Below are 17130 nucleotides of genomic sequence, written 5' to 3' on the forward strand. Positions count from 1 at the left end.
ACGCAGCGCACGCATCGCGGCGATCCGCCTCACACGCCGGCGCGGTCGAGTCGGCGGTCGCGCCAGATCTGGCGGACCCGACGACCCGCGGCGGTGATGACGAGCGGGCTGACCGCGTGGCTGACCCGCGGGCCGAGCCGCTCACGCAGCTTCAGGGCATGCCACTCCGGCAGCGACGCCAGATCGTCGACGGCCTCACGGGCGAACTCGACGAGCTGACGGTTGGCATCCTCGTCGCGGGCGCCCTTGTCGTAGGAACGGGACACGCGCAGCAGCGCGTCGGCGGCGAGCCTGCGCCGGACCGTGCGGTCGAGCTTGTCGGCGTCGGGAAGCATGACTCCGGCCTTGTCGAGCAGCACGGTGCAGGCCAGCAGCCGCATCCGCAGGTCGCCCACGCCGCCGTTGCGCTCCTCGGCCTCCACCGACATGTTCTCGCCGTGACCACGGCAGTAGGCCTGGTCGACATCGGCGAGGAAACCCACCGAGCCGTACAGCGACAGCCGCATCCACATCTCGAAGTCGCTGGTGTGCAGGCACGCCGCGTCGTAGCCGCCGGCCTTCTGCTGGGTCTCGGTGCGTGTGATCACGGCGGGCGATGCGGCGCAGTTGGCGCCGACGGCGAACCGGCGGCGCAACCAGTCGCGGCCGTCGTACACGATGTGGCGCGCCGGGCCCGTGCGCGCGGTCGGCATCGGCTCCCCGTCGTCCCAGTAGATGGCGTTGCCGTAGACCAGCACGACGTCGGGGCGCTCGCGGAAGAGGTCGGCGGCGCGGCGCAGGGCACCCGGGGTCAGCGCGTCGTCGGCCGACATCAGCAGGGTGTAGTCACCCGTCGGGAAGTCGATGACACCCTCGGTGAACGTGGCGATGTGGCCCTTGTTCACGGGATGCTCGACGACCTCGACCCGCGGGTCGGCCGCGGCCAGCTCACGCGCGACGTCGGCGCTGCCGTCGCCGGACGCGTCGTCGATGATCCGGATCCGGACCTCGACGCTCTCCTGGTCCAGCACGCTGCGCACCGCCGTCGGGAGCATGGTGCCGTACCGGTAACACGGGATGGCGACGTCAAACGTCGGGAGTCCCAACATTCCTCCGTAGCTCGGGGCGGGACCCGGCGGAGCGGGGAGCGACCCGGGTCCCGCCCGCGACTCTGTGCGCGTCGAGGCCCGGGCCCGCCGGTGCGGCCTCGGGTCACCGCTGCGGGCGGAGACGACCGCGAGGGGCCACGCGGCCCGCCGGTCGGCATCTCCGACCCTCACCTTATCGTTGGACCGTCGACGCCGACGCCGCACGGCGGGGGTTCCGCCCCGGACCCCGTTCCCTCCCCGAACCGGGCCTGGCGTAGGAAGGACCAACGTGACCACCGAAAACCCACAGATCGGGATCGCCGTCGTCGGAGCCGGGTACTGGGGACCCAACCTGGTGCGCAACGCGCAGGCAACACCCGGCCTGCGGCTGCGGTACCTGTGCGACATCGACGAGAAGCGAGCCCGCACCGTCCTCGGTGAGTACTCGACGGTGACGACGACCCCGTCGCTCGACGAGGTCCTGGCCGATCCCGAGGTCGACGCGGTGGCCATCGCCACCCCGGCCGCCACGCACTTCGCCGTCGCCACCGCTGCCCTCGAGGCCGGCAAGCACGTGTTGGTCGAGAAGCCGCTGGCGCCGACGTTCGAGGAGGGCAAGGCGCTCGTCGAGACGGCCGACAGGCACGGCCGCATCCTCATGCTCGACCACACCTACTGCTACACCTCGCCGGTCGGCTACATCCGCGACCGGCTACGCAGCGGCGAGCTGGGCGATCTGCAGTACCTCGACTCCGTGCGGATCAACCTCGGGCTGGTGCAGCCGGACGTCGATGTGCTGTGGGACCTCGCCCCGCACGACCTGTCGATCTTCGACGCGATCCTGCCCGACGACCTGTTCCCCGTCGCGGTCTCCGCGCACGGGTCCGACCCGGTCGGCGCCGGCCACGCGTGCGTCGCGCATCTCACGATCCAGCTGTCCAACGGGGCGCTCGCCCACGTGCACGTCAACTGGTTGTCCCCCACCAAGATCCGCACGATGATCGTCGGCGGTTCGAACCGGATGATCGTGTGGGACGACCTCAACCCGACGCAGCGGCTGTCGGTGCACGACCGGGGCGTCGACACCTCCGACCCGACGACGCTCGGCCCGGACAACCGCGGCCGCACGATCGTCTCCTACCGGACCGGCGACACCGTTGCGCCGGCACTGGCCAACACCGAGGCGCTGCGCAGCGTGATGGTCGAGTTCCGTGACTCGATCACCGAGAACCGCGCGCCGTTCACCGACGGCCGCTCCGGTCTGCGGGTGCTGGCGCTGCTCGAGGCCGCCGCGACGAGCCTGGCCAAGGACGGGGTGTACGTCCCGGTGCCCGACATCGTGCGCGAGCGGACCCCCCGGCCCATCGGCGGCGCGCCCGCCACCACGATCGACGAGGCACGGCGCGGCCGCGGAGAGGTGACGGTGTGAGTACCGCCTCGAACGCGGGCCGGCGCATCCGCGTCGCCATCGGATGGGCGTCCGCGTGATCCCCGTCATGAAGCCGCTCCTCGGCGAGGAGGAGGCCGAGGCGATCGCAGAGGTCGTGCGGTCGGGCTGGGTGGCACAGGGCCCGAAGGTCGCCGAGTTCGAGAAGGCGTTCGCCGCGTCGGTGGGCGCCGAGCACGGTGTCGCGGTGTCCAACTGCACCACCGGCCTGCACCTGATGCTGCACCTGCTGGGCGTCGGCGCCGGCGACGAGGTCGTCGTGCCGTCGTTCTCGTTCATCGCGACGGCCAACTGCGTCCGCTACGTCGGGGCCACCCCGGTGTTCGCCGACGTGTGCGAGTCCAACGGCAACCTCGACCCGGCCTCGGTGGCGGCGGTCATGACGCCGCGGACGAAGGCCGTGCTCGCCGTCCACCAGGGCGGCCAGCCCGCCGACATCGCTGCGCTGCGCGCCGTCGCGGGCGACGTGCCCGTCCTGGAGGACGCCGCATGTGCCGCGGGGTCGACGCTGCGCGGCGCGCCGGTCGGCACCGGCGCCACCCTCGCGGCCTGGTCGTTCCATCCCCGCAAGCTCCTCACCACCGGTGAGGGCGGCATGGTCACCACCGACGACGCCGAGCAGGCCGCCCGGCTGCGCCGGCTGCGCGAGCACGGCATGTCCGTCTCCGCGGCCGACCGGCACGCCGCGGGCAACACGGTCAAGCTCGAGGCCTACCTCGAGACGGCGTTCAACTACCGGATGACCGACATGCAGGCCGCCATGGGCCTGGTTCAGCTGGGCCGGCTGCCCGGCCTGATCGTGCAGCGCCGCGAGCTCGCCGCCCGCTACGCCGGGCTGCTGGGCGAGGTCGGCCTGCGCGCCGTAGGCGACCCGGAGTTCGGGACCAGCAGCTTCCAGTCGTACTGGGTGCACCTGCCCGACAACGCCCCCGACTCCGTCGAGGTCCTGCAGGCACTCGCCGACGCCGGCGTCTCCGCCCGGCGCGGCATCATGGCCTCCCACCTCGAACCGGCCTTCGACGGGCACCCGCACGTCCCGCTGCCCGTGACCGAGTACCTGACGCGGCGCACGATCATCCTGCCGCTGCACCACGAGCTGACCGAGTCCGACCAGGACCACGTCGTCGGCTCGTTGACCGCCGCACTCGCCGTCCCGACTGGAGCATCGTGACCGACACCCCCGTTCCCCTCGTCGATCTCGGCGTCCAGCACCGCCAGGTGGCCGACGAGGTCGCCGAGGGCTGGGCCGCCGTCCTCGCCCGCACCGCGTTCGTCGGCGGTGCGGCGGTGAAGGAGTTCGAGGAGGCCTACGCCGCCTACACCGGCGCCGCGCACTGCATCGGTGTCGGCAACGGCACCGACGCGATCGAGATGGCCCTGCGCGCGCTCGGCGTCGGCCACGGCGACGAGTGCATCGTCCCGGCCAACACCTTCATCGCGACGGCCGAGGCCGTGGCCCGCACCGGCGCCACCGTCGTGCCGGCCGACTGCGACGAGGCCACCGCGCTGCTCGACCCCGCTGCCGCCGGCGCCGCCGTCACGTCGCGCACCAAGGCCGTCCTGCCGGTGCACCTCTACGGCCAGGCCGCGCCCGTCGAGGCCATCCGCGCCGCCGTCGGCGACGTCCCGATCGTCGAGGACGCCGCGCAGTCGCAGGGCGCGCGTCGCCACGGGGAGCCCACCGGCACCCTCGGTGCACTCGCCGCGACCAGCTTCTACCCGGGCAAGAACCTCGGCGCCTACGGCGACGCAGGCGCGGTCCTCACCTCCGACCCCCAGCTCGCCACTGCGGTCCGGCTGCTCGGTGAGCACGGCTCGCCCCGCAAGTACGAGCACACCGTCGTCGGTTTCAACAGCCGGATGGACGCGCTGCAGGCCGTCGTCCTCTCGACCAAGCTGCGCCGCCTCGACGAGTGGAACGCGCAGCGCCGCGCCGCCGCCGACCACTACGCGGGCCTGCTCGCCGACGTCGACGGTGTCGTCGCCCCGGTCACGGCCGAGGGCAACGAGCACGTCTGGCACCTCTACGTGGTCCGCGTCGCCGAGCGCGACCGCGTGCTCGCCGACCTGCACGCCGCCGGCATCGGCGCCGGCATCCACTACCCGACGCCCGTGCACCTCACCGGCGCGTTCGCCCACCTCGGGCACGGCGCGGGCGCGTTCCCCGCCTCCGAGACCCTCGCCGGGGAGATCCTGTCGCTGCCGCTGTTCCCGGGCATCACCGAGACCCAGCAGGAGCGCGTCGTCGAGGCGCTGGCCAAGGCCGTCGTTCGATGACCGCGGTCGCCGGGGTGCGCGTGCATCCGCAGGGGCTGTGCGAGAGCGACGACGTCGGCGAGGGCACCCGGGTGTGGGCGTTCGCCCACGTCCTGCCCGGCGCCCGCGTCGGCCGCGACTGCAACATCTGCGACTGCGCGTTCGTCGAGGACGGCGCGACCCTCGGCGACAACGTCACCGTCAAGAACGGCACCCTGGTCTTCCGCGGCGTCACGTGCGAGGACGACGTCTTCCTCGGGCCCAACGTGCTGTTCACCAACGACCTGCGCCCCCGCGCCGCCAACAAGGTCGACCCCGACGCCCTGGTCACCACCCTCGTGCGGCGCGGAGCGTCACTCGGGGCGGGCACGGTCGTTGTGTGCGGCACGGAGATCGGTGAGTACGCGTTCGCCGGCGCCGGAGCCGTCGTCACCCGCGACGTCCTTGCGCACTCGTTCGTCGCCGGTAATCCTGCCGTCCACAAGGGATGGGTCTGCCGCTGCGGCGCCCGTCTCGACAGCGAGCTCACCTGCACCGAATGCGGCGAGCGCTACCGCGAGAGCGACAAGGGGCTCGTCCAGGCATGAACGAAGGTCCGAAGGTCGACGTCGTCATCCCCTGCTACAAGTACGGCCACCTCCTGCCCGAGGCGGTGCGCAGCGTACTGGCCCAGAACGACGTCGACGTCCGGGTACTGATCATCGAGGACGCCTCCGACGACGGCAGCGCCGACGTGGCACGCGAGCTCGCCGCGCAGCACGAGCGCGTGGAAGCCCAGATCCACGAGACCAACAAGGGCCACATCATCACGTTCAACGAGGGCATCCTCGACTGGGCACAGGCCCCCTACACACTGCTGATCTCCGCCGACGACGAGCTCACCCCCGGCGCCCTCGCGCGTGCGACCGAGGTGATGGATCGCAACCCGAACGTCGGTTTCGTCTACGGACACTCCGTCCGCTGGGTCACCGGCAACCCGCGCCCCGAGGTCCGCACCGGTCGCTGGAAACCCGTCGTGCACACCAGCGAGTCCTGGCTGCGGCGCGTCTACAGCCGCGGCTCGAACCCTGTGTTCTCCCCGTCGGCGGTCATCCGCACCGAGCTGCAGAAGCGCGTCGGCGGGTACGACGCCCGCATGCTCCAGACCTCCGACCTGCACATGTGGCTCAAGCTCGCCCTCTACTCCGACGTCGCCTTCGTCTCCGGCGTCGACCAGGCGTGGTTCCGGGTGCACGGCGCGAACATGTCGCAGGCCTACTACGACAAGGACGCCGGCCTGCCCGACCTGAAGATGCGCAAGCTCGCCTTCGACGCGACGCTCGACCACGGCCGGACCGTCCTCGGCGACACCCAGGCGAACGACCTCGACGAGCGCATGCGCCGCGCTCTCGCGCGCGAGGCGATGCTGCGCGTCGAGCGTGCCGAGGAGAAGGGCTGGGAGCTGGGCGACGCCGCGCAGCTGCTGACCGACTGGGCCGCCGAGATCACCGGCGACGTCACGACACTGCCCGAATGGCGGACCCTGAGACTGCGCCGCTGGCTGGGCCCCCTGGGCCAGGTCGTCCGCCCACCCGTTCTGAGCAAGGCCGGCCGGCGCATCCGCCAGGAGGGCCGCACCGCCCGCCTGGTCCGCGTCGGCATCTGATCGCCGTTCATCTCCGGAAAGCCGAGGGACAACCGTGTCGCTCATCGAGCGCGTCCGTCACTCCGCCGAGTGGCGCACCGAAGCCGCCCGCGACCGGGCGGCCCGCGGCCGCGCCTACGCGGAACGGCAGGTCATCGCACGCGCGACGACGCCGAAGCCGCCGACCAGCCGCATCCTCTGCTACCACACGGTCGGCATGCCCAAGATGGGGCTCAACGACGTCTCCCTGCAGCGCCTCCGTCGACAGCTCGAGATGGCGCGCATCGCCGGGTACCGGTTCGTGCCCGCCTCCGAGCTCGTGGCGGAGCCGACCGACCCGACACCCGGCGACCGCCGCATCGCACTGACCTTCGACGACGGCTTCCGCAGCATCCTCACGACTGTCGAGCCCTTGCTGCGCTCCCTCGACATCCCGTGGACCGCGTTCATCGTCAGCGGGTTCGCCGACGGGAAGAAGGGCCACGAGGACTTCCTGAACTGGGACGAGGTCGAGGGCCTCCACGACCGCGGCGTGACGATCGCGAGCCACTCCGTCACCCACCCCAACTTCGCGACGCTGTCCCACGGGCAGGTCGTCGACGAGCTGGAGACGTCGCGGGCCGCCCTGCGCGCCAAGCTCGGCATCGAGACCACCGAGTTCGCCATTCCCTTCGGGCAGTCCAAGGACTGGCCGGAGACAGCGCGCCGCGCCGCCGCCGACGCCGGCTACACGACGGTCTACGCACAGTCGATGGACCGCCGCCCCACCGGGACGGTGCCTCGTACCTTCGTGACCCGCTTCGACGACGACCGCATCTTCCGCGCCGCCCTCGGTGGTGCGTACGACCGCTGGGAAGAGTGGTACTAGCCTCAGCAGCAGCCCTGTCCTGCCGGGTGCCCGTCTCGCCGCGCGAGGCGGGCATTCGCGTCTCCGGGCCCGAGCGGCTGCGTGTGGTGGTGGCGGTGGTGGTGGCTGCTGGAATCCGGGCGCAACCTGACGGTCGTGCTCGCGCTTGCGACAGCAGTGAGGTTGCGCGCGGCGGGAGGCGGCCGCGCGTCGAGGCTGGGCCGTCGCGATCGCTGGAACAGGGACCTGCACGCCGATCGTGACGCCCATGCCCCCCGCACGACGAACGCCCGGTGTCCGTGCGCAAGGACTACTTCTGGGGGTTGCCGTCCGGCGGGGTCGGCCGCGGACGAGGGCGCGGGGAGGGCCGGCGCGGAGCCGAGCCGTTCTCGTCGGCACCGCCGTCACGGGCGGCGCTGCTCCCGCGCGGGGTGCCGCCGTCGCGGGAGGTGCCGTCTGTCCGTCCGTTCCCGTTGGCGGCGTTGGGCCGGCTGCCGTTGGTTCCGGGCAGCGCGCCCTTCTGGACCGGTGTCCGCGGCTGAGCGCCGTTCGACCCGGTGCCCGTCGGCGGGGCGCCGTTGGGGTGCCCGCTCGTGGGCGGGACGCCATTGAGGCCTCCGCTCGTGGGCGGGACACCGTTGGGGCTGCTGCTCCTGGGCGGGGCGCCGTTGGGGCTGCTGCTCCTGGGCGGGGCGCTGTTCGGGCTGCCCTTGCTCGGGCCGCCACCGTTCGGGCTCCCGCCCGGGGTGGTGCCGTTCGGTCGGCCGGGAGTCTGCGGTGTGCCGCTCGGGCCGGCGGGCTTCGGCTGTGCGGTCTTCGGGCCCGTCGGCGGCACCTGGGTTCCGCCGGGACCAGCGGTGCGGGACGGCACACCGTTCGAGCCCGGCCTGTGCGGCGCCGGGCCGTTCTGGGTCGGGGCCTGCTTCGTCGGGGCCTGCTTCGTCGGGGTCTGCTTCGCCGGGGCCTGCTTCGCCGGGCCCTGCTTCGTCGGGCCCTGCGGAGGCCGGGCGGCCAGCTTCCGGGTCTCCTCGTCGGCGGGGCCGCTCGCGGGCGAGGGCGCGGGACGGTCGGCCGGGGCCTGCGCCGGCGTGCCGGGGGCAGGTCCGGGAGCTTTCCCCGGCTGCGCCGACTTCTGCTCGGTGGGCCGTTCGGTCGCCTTCGGCGGCTGAACCGGCTTCCCCGGAGCCGCGGGGACCTTGGCCGTCGCCGACGAGTCCCCCGGCGGCTGGGCCTTGTCGTCGCGCGGGGTGGGGCGCGGCCGCGGCGAGGGACGCCGGGGCGCGGCCGCACCGGACGGCGGGGGCGGGGTGACCGAAGGCGTGACCGTCGTGGCCTCGGCGTCGGCGCCCTGCTTCGGCGACACCGGCGCCTGGGCGCGGGTCGCCTCCGGATCCGCGGCCGGGCCGGGCTTCGCGGCGCCGGACGTCGCGTCGCCGCGCGCCGCAGGACCGGACGTCGCAGGTGCCGCAGGGCCCGGCTTGCCCGCATCGGGCACGCCCGCGCCGGACTTCCCTGCGCCGGACTTCGCTGCGTCAGGCTTCCCTGCGGCGAACTTCGCTGCGTCAGGCTCGTCTGCGTCAGGCTTCCCTGCGGCGCCCTTCGCCGGGTCCGAGCCCGAGGTCGGCCGCAGGCTCTCCAGCTGTCCGCTCCAGCGTCGGCCGTCGCTGGTGACGGTTGCGTCGCGGGAGGAGTCGTCGGGTGCCGCGAACAGGTCGGAACCGCTGCTGCCCGCGGCCTGCGTCGTGACGGTCTTCTCCGCATCCACCGGTCCGGCGGGCGCCGGTCCCGCGGCGGCGGGCGACGGGCCGTCGGGTGTGACCGCCTTCATGACGATGGTCTCGTCGGTGGCGTTGCGGCCGTCGTCGGCGCTGGTGCGCTGCGGCAACGGGGCGAGGGGGAGCTTGCGGTCGCTGCGGTTGCGGGACCGGACCGTCGGCATGGGCTGGATGAGCCGCATCTGGACGGTCGCGTCGTCGAGTCCTTCGGAGATGACCTGGCGCGCGAGCCCGATCATGCCGCTGGCGGTCATCGGCGGCAGCTGGATCGTCATCTCGGAGGCGCCGGGTGCGGCGCCGACCAGCTCGCGATCGGGGCCGGTGGGGCGGGGGCCCGAACCGACGCCGGCGTTGTCGTCCTCGTCGCCGTCCTCGTCGTCCTCGTCGTCGCCACCGCCGCGGCGGACCTTGTTCATCACCGCGCCGATCAGGGAGCGGCCGAGCTTGGGGGCGATGACGGTGAGGACCGCGAGGTAGATCAGCGCGAAGATGATCGTCTCGAGGATCAGCAGCAGGATGCCGAGGATGACGCCGTGCTCGTCGGCACCGAAGACGTTGCGGTCGAGCCACCAGACCGCGGCCATGGCGATCGCGGCGGCGATGGCGGGCGGGACGAGCATCCAGGCGAGGCGTCCGACGGAGAACTTCACGACGCGCCGCGACAGGATCAGCACGACGATGCCGACGACGATCTCGGTGATCGACATGGCGATGCCGACGCCGATGAGGCCGAGCGGGAGCAGCGCGACCAGCGAGCCGATGCCCAGCACGAGGCTGGTGGCGGTCGTCCAGTTGAGCATCTTGGACGCGCCGACGGCTTTGACGACCTCGCTGCCGACGGCCTGCAGCGCGATGCCGACGCCGTAGCCGGACATGACCATGAGCGCGACGCCGGCCTCGCGCCATTTCTCGCCGAGGAGTACGACGACGGCGGGTTCGCCGACCGCGATCATCAGCCCGGCGAAGGGTGCGGCGCCGACCCAGGTGACCTGCAGGGCGCGTTCGACGGCGCGGGCGAAGCGCGGCGGGTCGGACTGCAGCCGGGAGAACGCCGGGAACAGGACGTAGGAGCCGATCTGGACGATCACCAGCGACGGCAGCTGCGCCAGGCTCATGCCGTAGCGGTACTGGCCGAGGGTGTTGGCGTCGAGGCGGCGGCCGATGAGGGCGGTCTCGGCTGCGGTGCGGACCCGGTCGACGATGCCCTCGACGAGCAGCGGGGCCGCGTAGGCGGCCATCTGGCGCCAGAGCGGGAACGAGAACTTGCCGACGCCGGGGCGCCAGCGGGCGTAGCGCCAGCTCAGGAACAGCCAGATCGCGATGCCGACGTAGTTGCCGATGACCATGGACCACACGCCGAACCCGAGGGCGGCGAGGGCGATGGTGACGACGGCGTAGCCGAGCACACGGGTGGGGTCGACGATGAGGCGCCGTTTGAAGTTGAAGCGGCGTTGCATGAGGCCGTCGGGCACGTTGGTGAGCGCGTGCAGGACGACGGCACCGGAGGAGACGGCGGCGATGGTGCCGGCGACCTCGCTCTTGAACACCATGCCGACGATCGGCGCCGTCGCGAGCGACAGCAGGGCCAGCCCGAGACCGGAGACGAAGGTGACCCAGAAGACGGTGTCGGCGGCGTCCTCGACGTCGCCCTCGCGCTGGATCAGCGCCCCGCGCAGTCCGCCCTCGGAGAACCCGAGGAGGAAGCCCATCAGGACGGTGCCGGCCGCGTAGAGGCCGATCTGTTCCGGGTCGAGGATGCGGGCGAGGATCAGCGTCTGGACGAACGAGACGACCTGCACGAGGCCGAGCGCGAGCGCCGACAGCATGGCGCCGCGCTTGAGCGTGCTGCCGAGTGTGGAGATGTCCGGGTCACTCGTCGCTTCCCGCGTGGTGGCGACGCTCGCCCGGTGCTTCCCGAGAGCCACTCAGCACCGCCCTGCCGGAGCGACGACGGGACGGCCCACGGCCGTTCCACGTGCACTGGTCAACTCGGCATCCTCGGATCGCCTCGGCGAAGTGTTACCCCGAGCAGGGTAACGGCGTGCCCGTTCGACGTTGCGACGGCCGGACCAACTCGCCGCGGGCGTCACCGCTTCCGGTGGTCGAGGTCCTGGTAGAGCCGGTCGAGGTTGCGCGCGGTGACGTCGGCGGCGAAGTGCTCCTCGACGCGGCGCCGGCCCGCGGCACCCATCTTGCGACGGACGGCGACGTCGCGCACGAGGGGTTCGAGGGCGTCGGCGAGCTTCTCGGGGTCCTGCACGGGCACGACGCGGCCGGTGACGCCGTCGTCGATCGCGCGGCCGATGTCGCCGACGTCGGTGCCGACGACGGGCAGGCCTCCGGCCATGGCCTCGAGGATCGACAGCGGCATGGCCTCCCACCAGGACGGGAGGCTGAAGATGTCGGCGGCGGCGTACTCGGCGGGCATGTCGGCGGGGTCGCGGGTGCCGAGCAGGGTGACCCAGGGCGGCAGGTTGTCGCGGACGGCGGCCTCGGCCTCGGGGCCTTCGTCGGGGGCGCCGCCGAGCAGGTGGAGCTCGTGGTCGGCGCCGCGTTCGCGCAGGATGCGGGAGGCCTCGACGAGGTCGAGGACGCCCTTGCGCGGGGTGAGCAGCCCGACGTAGAGGATGCGCGGCGGGTCGTTGGGGGCGCCGGGTTCGGGGACGCGGTCGAGCGGCACCCCGTTGTCGATCAGCGTGACCTTGCCCGCGGGCAGGACGTCGCGCAGCGCGGTCTCGCCGGCGGTCCAGACGGCGACGACGCTGTGTGCGGGCGCCATCGCCAGGCGCATGATCGCGCGCCGCAGCGGCGTCGTCAGCCAGGTCTGGATGTTGCCGCCGTGGGCGTGGACGACGACGGTGCAGCCGCGGCTGCGGCCGGCGAGGGCGAGCAGCCCGGCACGGACCACGGTGACGGCGGGCGCGAGCGCGGAGTGGATGTGGACGACGTCGGCGCGGCGGCCGTGCTTGCGGACGTCGAGTGCGTCGCGCACGGTGCGGCCGATGTTGCCGGTGGTGAACTTGCCGCCCTCACGGACGCCGGAGTGGGCGACGTTGAGCAGGCGGACGTCGTGGCGCTCGGCGAGCGCGCCGCCGCGCAGCATCTCCAGGAAGGTGGGGATGCCGCCACGGTCGGGGTAGGACTTGCCGACGAGCAGCACCCGCATCCGCCGCCCGGTCGGCTCGACGGCGGCCTCCGACGACGTGGTGTCCTGGGCACTCATCGAGACACCCGTTCCTTCACGGCGTCGGCGACGCCCGTCCAGAAGCCGATGCCCCAGCCGATGTGCATGGCGAGGAACGCGGGCGCGACGTGGCGGCCGTCGCCGGGTTCGAGGGCGCGGGCGGTGCGGTGGGACGCGGCCGCGACGGCGGCGGCGTAGGGCGCGACGAGCACGGCGCCGAGCGCCGGGCGCTTGAGGGCGACGGCGGCGGCGCCGGCCAGGTAGGCGACGAACGCCGGCACCATGAGGTGGCGCGGGCGCATCGACCTCGGGTGCAGCAGCGCGACGGCGACCTTGCCGCGGCCGTAGCGGCGGTACTGCTCGTAGAGGTCGCGGACCGTCTGGCGGCTGTGCCAGCTGATCGTCATCGACGGGTCGAACAGCAGCTTGTGGCCGGCGAGGCGGAGCCGGTGGTCGAACTCGAAGTCCTCGTTGGCGACGAGGTTCTCGTCCCAGCCGCCGAGCTCGCGCACGAGCGCGGTCGGGTAGGCGCCGAACGGGATGTGGTCGACCTCCTGGCGTTCGGTGCCGTGGTGGTAGACCGACCCGCCGACGCCGAAGGGGCTGCCGAGGGCGGCGGCGATGGCACGGCCCTCGGGGGTGACGCCGCGACCGTCCTTGCGGCCGCCGACCCCGCCCCACTCCCCCTCGCGCAGGAGTGCGACGGCGGTGGAGACGTAGTCGGCCGGGACCGTGGAGTGCGCGTCGACGCGGACGAGCCAGCGGCCGCGGGCGGCCGCGACGGCCATGTTCAGGGAGACGGGGATGCCGCCGCGGTCGTTGCGGTGGATCTCGATCCGGGGGTCCTCGGCGGCCATCGCGGCGACCTGGGCGGCGGTGTCGTCGCGGCTGCCGCCGTCGACGACCACGACGATCTGGAGGTTGCGATGGTCCTGGGCGCGGACGGACGCGAGGCAGGCTCCGATGAAGCCGGACTCGTCACGCGCGGGGACGAAGACGGTCACCAGGTCGCCCGCCGCGGCGGGTGTGGTCTCCGTCACGGTCTGCGCGACCGTTTCCGGGTCTGTCACGGACTCCACCTTCCGGCAGTTCGTCGGGGCGGCCCGACCGTACTCGGCAGCACCGACCGGGCGATCCCGGCCCCGACGCCGACCTGGCACGTTGCCGCGGATCCGGCGACGACCTGCGGATTCGCCCGGGCCGGCCGCGCCGCGCCGCGCATACGGCCGATCGCCCGAACGGGTAGGCCGAACGGTGTACGCCGGAGACCGACCGTGACTAGACCCCCACTGAAGGGGGCACCGACTAGCCCGATGGGTTGTTCAGGAACCGGAAGCAACATCCCCGGCGGTGAAACGTCTTTAGGGATAGCGGCGATGGCCGTCGTGAGTGCCCGGGTCGTGTGGACGTCGAAGACGCGCCGCACAGCAAGGGGGCCCGGAGCCTTCTCGAGGAGGAACGTAGTTGACCGAGGTATTCGATTCGGCGAAGCGTCCGACGGCACCGCCGACGGACCCGTCCGCCGGGGGGAGCACATCGGCGATGGGCAGGCATGCGCGCGGGGGCAGCGCGGCTCGCAACAAGTTCACGGTCATCGTGAACAGCCTCGAGGTCGCCGCGCTCGTCGCGGTGGCCGCTCTGTCGGCGTGGCTGCTCGCGCCGCTGCCCGCCGTGGCCGTCACCGCCGCCATCGCGATCGGCGTCCTCGTGAGCCGTCGCAACGCCTGGCGCTTCGCCCTGTCCGTCCTCGACGACCTGCCGGCCACCGCGCTGCTCGTCGCCGTACCGACGGTCCTGGCCGACGCCGTCCTCGTCCCGCTGGGCCTGGCGCGCCCGCTCGAGGTGCTGCTCACCGGCGCCGCCGCGCTGGTCGCGCTCACCCTGGCCCGCACCGTGGCCTTCGCCGTCGTGCGTCGCCGCCGCAAGGACGGCCGTGACCACCTGCGCGCCCTGATCGTCGGTTCCGACGAGGCCGGCACCCGGCTGGGCAGCAGCCTCGACCACGGCCTGCAGTACGGCATCCGCGTCGTCGGGTTCGTCGACGACGACCGTCCCCTGCTCGCCGACCTCGGCCCGCAGCTCGGATCGGTCGAGCTGCTGCCGCAGCTGGTCGACGAGCACCGCATCGACGTCGTCCTGGTCACCTTCGGTGCCCACCGCGACGACGCCGTCGTCGACGCCGTGCGCGAGCTGACCGGCTCCGGCGCCGAGGTCTACGTCGTGCCGCGCATGTTCGAGCTGCACCAGCGCAACAAGGTCTCGGAGATGGTCGACGGGATCCCGCTGCAGCGGCTGCGCCCGATCAGCCACCCCCGTGGCGCCTGGCGCATCAAGCGCGCGATCGACGTCACCGTCTCCGCCGTCGCGCTCGTCATGGTCAGCCCGGTGCTGGCCGTCATCGCCGCGGCCGTCCGCAAGGAGACCGGCCCGGGCGTCATCTTCAAGCAGGAGCGGATCGGCCAGCACGGCGTCCCGTTCACCCTGTTCAAGTTCCGCTCGCTGATCCCGGTCGGTGGCGAGGGCGACGTCCGCTGGAACATCGACACCGACACCCGCCTGGGCCGCGTCGGCAAGTTCATCCGCGCCACCAGCCTCGACGAGCTCCCGCAGCTGGTCAACGTGCTCAAGGGCGACATGAGCCTGGTCGGCCCCCGCCCGGAGCGCGGCTACTTCGTCGAGCGCTTCAACGAGACGATCCCCGGCTACCGGTTCCGCCACCGCGTCCCCGTCGGTCTGACCGGCTACGCGGCGGTCCAGGGTCTGCGCGGCGACACCTCGATCCACCAGCGCGCGCACTTCGACAACCTGTACGCCGAGTCGTGGTCGGTCTGGCTCGACGTCAAGATCGCTTTCTGGACGATCTCGCAGCTGGTCCCGAAGCGTGCCCCCGAGGCGGTCCTGCCGGTGCCGTCCCCGCCCGCCGAGGTCCCGGCCCCGCCGGCCCCGATGGACGACGCCCCCACCACGGTGCTGCCGCGGCTCCCGCAGCACACCAGCGTCCCCGACCCCGACGCTGTCCGCGACGCGCCCACCGCGGCGTCGCTCGAGATCACCCACGAGATCACCCTTCCCCGTGACTGACCGTTCGCTCCGCGTCCTGCAGATCATCGACACGTTCGCCTACGGGGGTGCCGAGCGGCTGCTCGCCACCCTCAACGGGGTCGCCCCCGACCTCGGGCTGCACATGTCGGTGGCCTCCCTCGCGCCACCGACCCCGGAACGTTCACTGAGCTTCCCGGTCCTGCAGGACGCGGGGCTCGATCCCAGCTACATCGGGATCAGGCTCATGCGCCAGCGCAACGCCGTCCCGCTGATCGCGAAGAAGATCCGCGAGTCGCGCGCCGACGTCGTGCACGCCCACCTGGGGACGTCGTCGGTCCTGGTGCCGCTCGCCGCCCGGCTGGCCAAGGTTCCGGTGCTGTCGACGCTGCACCACCTGCCCGCCCACGGCCGCGCCCTGCCGGCGCGGACCAAGGAGAAGCTCGCGATCCGCTCCGCGGGCCGCGGCCACTCCCTCATCTTCGTCTCCGAGGCCGCCCGCGCGGCCGCCGAGGCCATCCACGGCTCGCCCCGACCGTCGTGGCGGGTGCTGCACAACGGCGTCGACATGTCGTCGTTCCGTCCCGCCGCGGGTGGTGTCCCCGAGCCGCTGCCCGCCGACCTCGGCGTGCCGTCGGGCGTGCCGGTCGTCACGATCGTCGCCGCCCTGCGCAAGCCCAAGGGCCACGAGGTCGCGCTGCGGGCGTGGCCGTCGGTGCGCGAGCGCGTGCCGGGAGCGGTCCTGCTGATCGTCGGCGACGGCGAGCACCGCGCGACGCTGGAGTCGCTCGCGGGCGAGGGTGTCGTGTTCGCCGGCTCCCGCGACGACGTACCCGCCATCCTGCGCGGCTCGACGCTCGCTCTGCTGCCCTCCCTCACCGAGGCGCTGCCCACCGCCGTGATCGAGGCCGCCGCGAGCGGCCTGACCGCCGTCGCGACCACCGTCGGCGGCACCCCCGAGATCGTCGACGACGGCCGCACCGGCCTGCTCGTCGCCCCCGGTGACGCCACCGCGCTCGGTGACGCGGTCATCGCGCTGCTCACCGATGACGCACGCCGTGCGGAGCTCGGAGAGGCGGCCCGTAGACTCGCCGAGGATCGCTTCGACCTCCGCCGCTGGGCGGGTCGGCTGGCGGACCTGTACGACGACGCCCTCGCCGTGAAGGCGGCCGGTTCACGCCGGGTGCGCGTCTGACCCCGTCCCACCTGGGACGACACGACCGACCGTCCTCACCGTCGACCCATAAGGAGGCGACGTGAACGACCAGGGACTCAGTCGCAAGGCGTTGCTCGTGATCGCCGCGACCGGACTGGTCACCGCGCTCCTCGCCCTGCTCGTGACCCACCTCGTCGTCGGCTCCGCGCAGCCGACGTACCGCGCGACCACGCAGGTCGCCCTCGTGCCGGCGCCCACGGTGCCCGCCGAGCAGGTGCCCTCGTACTGGGAGTCGCTGGCGGGCGGTCAGGCCGCGACCATCGGGGCGGAGGTCCTCAAGCAGACGCAGTGGCTGGCCCCCGCGGCGCAGGCCGCGAACGTCAGCCCGGCCGACGTCACCGTTACCGCTGCCGCCACCGCCAGCACCAGCCTCATCACCGTCACCGTGACGACGACGAGCCCCGAGGGCGCCGAGGCGGCCGCGACCGCGCTGGTCACGGCGGCGACGCCGACGGTCCAGCAGGTGTCGGGCCCGTACGTGCTCCAGGTCGCGCAGCCCGCCGCGGGAACGGCCGTCTCGGCCGGCATCCCCGAGGGCCAGCTGCTCATGGTCGTCTTCGCGGGTGGACTGTTCATCGGTGCCGGTGTGGCGCTGGTCGTGACCCGTGCGCGTGCGCGCCGGCAGGAGCCTGCCGCGGCCGAGCCCGCCCCCGCCCGCCGCGTGCCCCCGCCCCC

The 17130-nt window shown here is 73.1% G+C and carries 13 protein-coding genes; 9 read left to right on the top strand and 4 right to left on the bottom strand.

Annotated elements, in window-relative coordinates; all coding sequences use genetic code 11:
* Positions 1–29: 29 nt before the first annotated feature.
* Positions 30–1088 carry a glycosyltransferase gene (locus PSU4_RS21985; protein ID WP_147111687.1) on the bottom strand — a complete coding sequence of 353 codons (1059 nt, stop codon included), beginning with the start codon at positions 1086–1088 and terminating at the stop codon, positions 30–32.
* 268 nt (positions 1089–1356) lie between these two features.
* Here PSU4_RS21985 and PSU4_RS21990 point away from each other — a divergent pair, with 268 nt between their 5' ends.
* The 6 genes from PSU4_RS21990 to PSU4_RS22015 all read left to right on the top strand — a co-directional run bounded on the left by PSU4_RS21990 (position 1357) and on the right by PSU4_RS22015 (position 7262).
* Positions 1357–2496 (top strand): Gfo/Idh/MocA family protein, encoded by a 1140-nt coding sequence (locus PSU4_RS21990; protein WP_147111690.1) that lies wholly within the window; start codon positions 1357–1359, stop codon positions 2494–2496.
* A 67-nt stretch (positions 2497–2563) separates the two neighbouring features.
* Entirely contained in the window at positions 2564–3685 is a 1122-nt protein-coding gene (locus PSU4_RS21995) for a DegT/DnrJ/EryC1/StrS family aminotransferase (RefSeq protein ID WP_147111694.1), read from the top strand.
* Positions 3682–4791, top strand: a complete 1110-nt coding sequence (locus PSU4_RS22000; protein ID WP_147111697.1) for a DegT/DnrJ/EryC1/StrS family aminotransferase — start codon at positions 3682–3684, stop codon at positions 4789–4791. The genes PSU4_RS21995 and PSU4_RS22000 overlap by 4 nt, the downstream gene beginning before the upstream one ends.
* Positions 4788–5357, top strand: a complete 570-nt coding sequence (locus tag PSU4_RS22005) for an acyltransferase (protein ID WP_147111700.1) — start codon at positions 4788–4790, stop codon at positions 5355–5357. The genes PSU4_RS22000 and PSU4_RS22005 overlap by 4 nt, the downstream gene beginning before the upstream one ends.
* Positions 5354–6415: a glycosyltransferase family 2 protein gene (locus PSU4_RS22010; protein ID WP_147111703.1), complete on the top strand. Its 1062-nt coding sequence runs from the start codon at positions 5354–5356 to the stop codon at positions 6413–6415. Before PSU4_RS22005 ends, PSU4_RS22010 begins: the two co-directional genes overlap by 4 nt.
* A 34-nt stretch (positions 6416–6449) precedes the next feature.
* The gene (locus tag PSU4_RS22015; protein ID WP_147111705.1) at positions 6450–7262 is read left to right on the top strand and encodes a polysaccharide deacetylase family protein; all 813 of its coding nucleotides are present in this window, start codon (positions 6450–6452) and stop codon (positions 7260–7262) included.
* Between the two features lie 289 nt (positions 7263–7551).
* Here the strand turns inward: PSU4_RS22015 and PSU4_RS33190 are convergent, their stop codons facing one another.
* From PSU4_RS33190 to PSU4_RS22030, 3 genes are all read right to left on the bottom strand, one after another.
* Positions 7552–10941 carry a lipopolysaccharide biosynthesis protein gene (locus tag PSU4_RS33190; RefSeq protein WP_147111708.1) on the bottom strand — a complete coding sequence of 1130 codons (3390 nt, stop codon included), beginning with the start codon at positions 10939–10941 and terminating at the stop codon, positions 7552–7554.
* A gap of 161 nt (positions 10942–11102) precedes the next feature.
* Entirely contained in the window at positions 11103–12239 is a 1137-nt protein-coding gene (locus tag PSU4_RS22025; protein WP_147111712.1) for a glycosyltransferase family 4 protein, read from the bottom strand.
* Positions 12236–13270 (bottom strand): glycosyltransferase, encoded by a 1035-nt coding sequence (locus tag PSU4_RS22030; RefSeq protein WP_186817111.1) that lies wholly within the window; start codon positions 13268–13270, stop codon positions 12236–12238. Before PSU4_RS22030 ends, PSU4_RS22025 begins: the two co-directional genes overlap by 4 nt.
* Before the next feature lie 472 nt (positions 13271–13742).
* Here PSU4_RS22030 and PSU4_RS22035 point away from each other — a divergent pair, with 472 nt between their 5' ends.
* From PSU4_RS22035 to PSU4_RS22045, 3 genes are all read left to right on the top strand, one after another.
* A complete protein-coding gene (locus tag PSU4_RS22035) occupies positions 13743–15281 on the top strand; it encodes a sugar transferase (RefSeq protein WP_147111718.1) in 1539 nt (512 codons plus the stop codon).
* Entirely contained in the window at positions 15274–16434 is a 1161-nt protein-coding gene (locus tag PSU4_RS22040; protein ID WP_186817112.1) for a glycosyltransferase family 4 protein, read from the top strand. The genes PSU4_RS22035 and PSU4_RS22040 overlap by 8 nt, the downstream gene beginning before the upstream one ends.
* A 61-nt stretch (positions 16435–16495) precedes the next feature.
* On the top strand, positions 16496–17130 hold a 635-nt coding region (locus tag PSU4_RS22045), incomplete at its 3' end, for a hypothetical protein (RefSeq protein ID WP_147111723.1).

It is taken from the genome of Pseudonocardia sulfidoxydans NBRC 16205 (assembly GCF_007989085.1).
GTDB classification, from domain to species: Bacteria; Actinomycetota; Actinomycetes; order Mycobacteriales; family Pseudonocardiaceae; genus Pseudonocardia; species Pseudonocardia sulfidoxydans.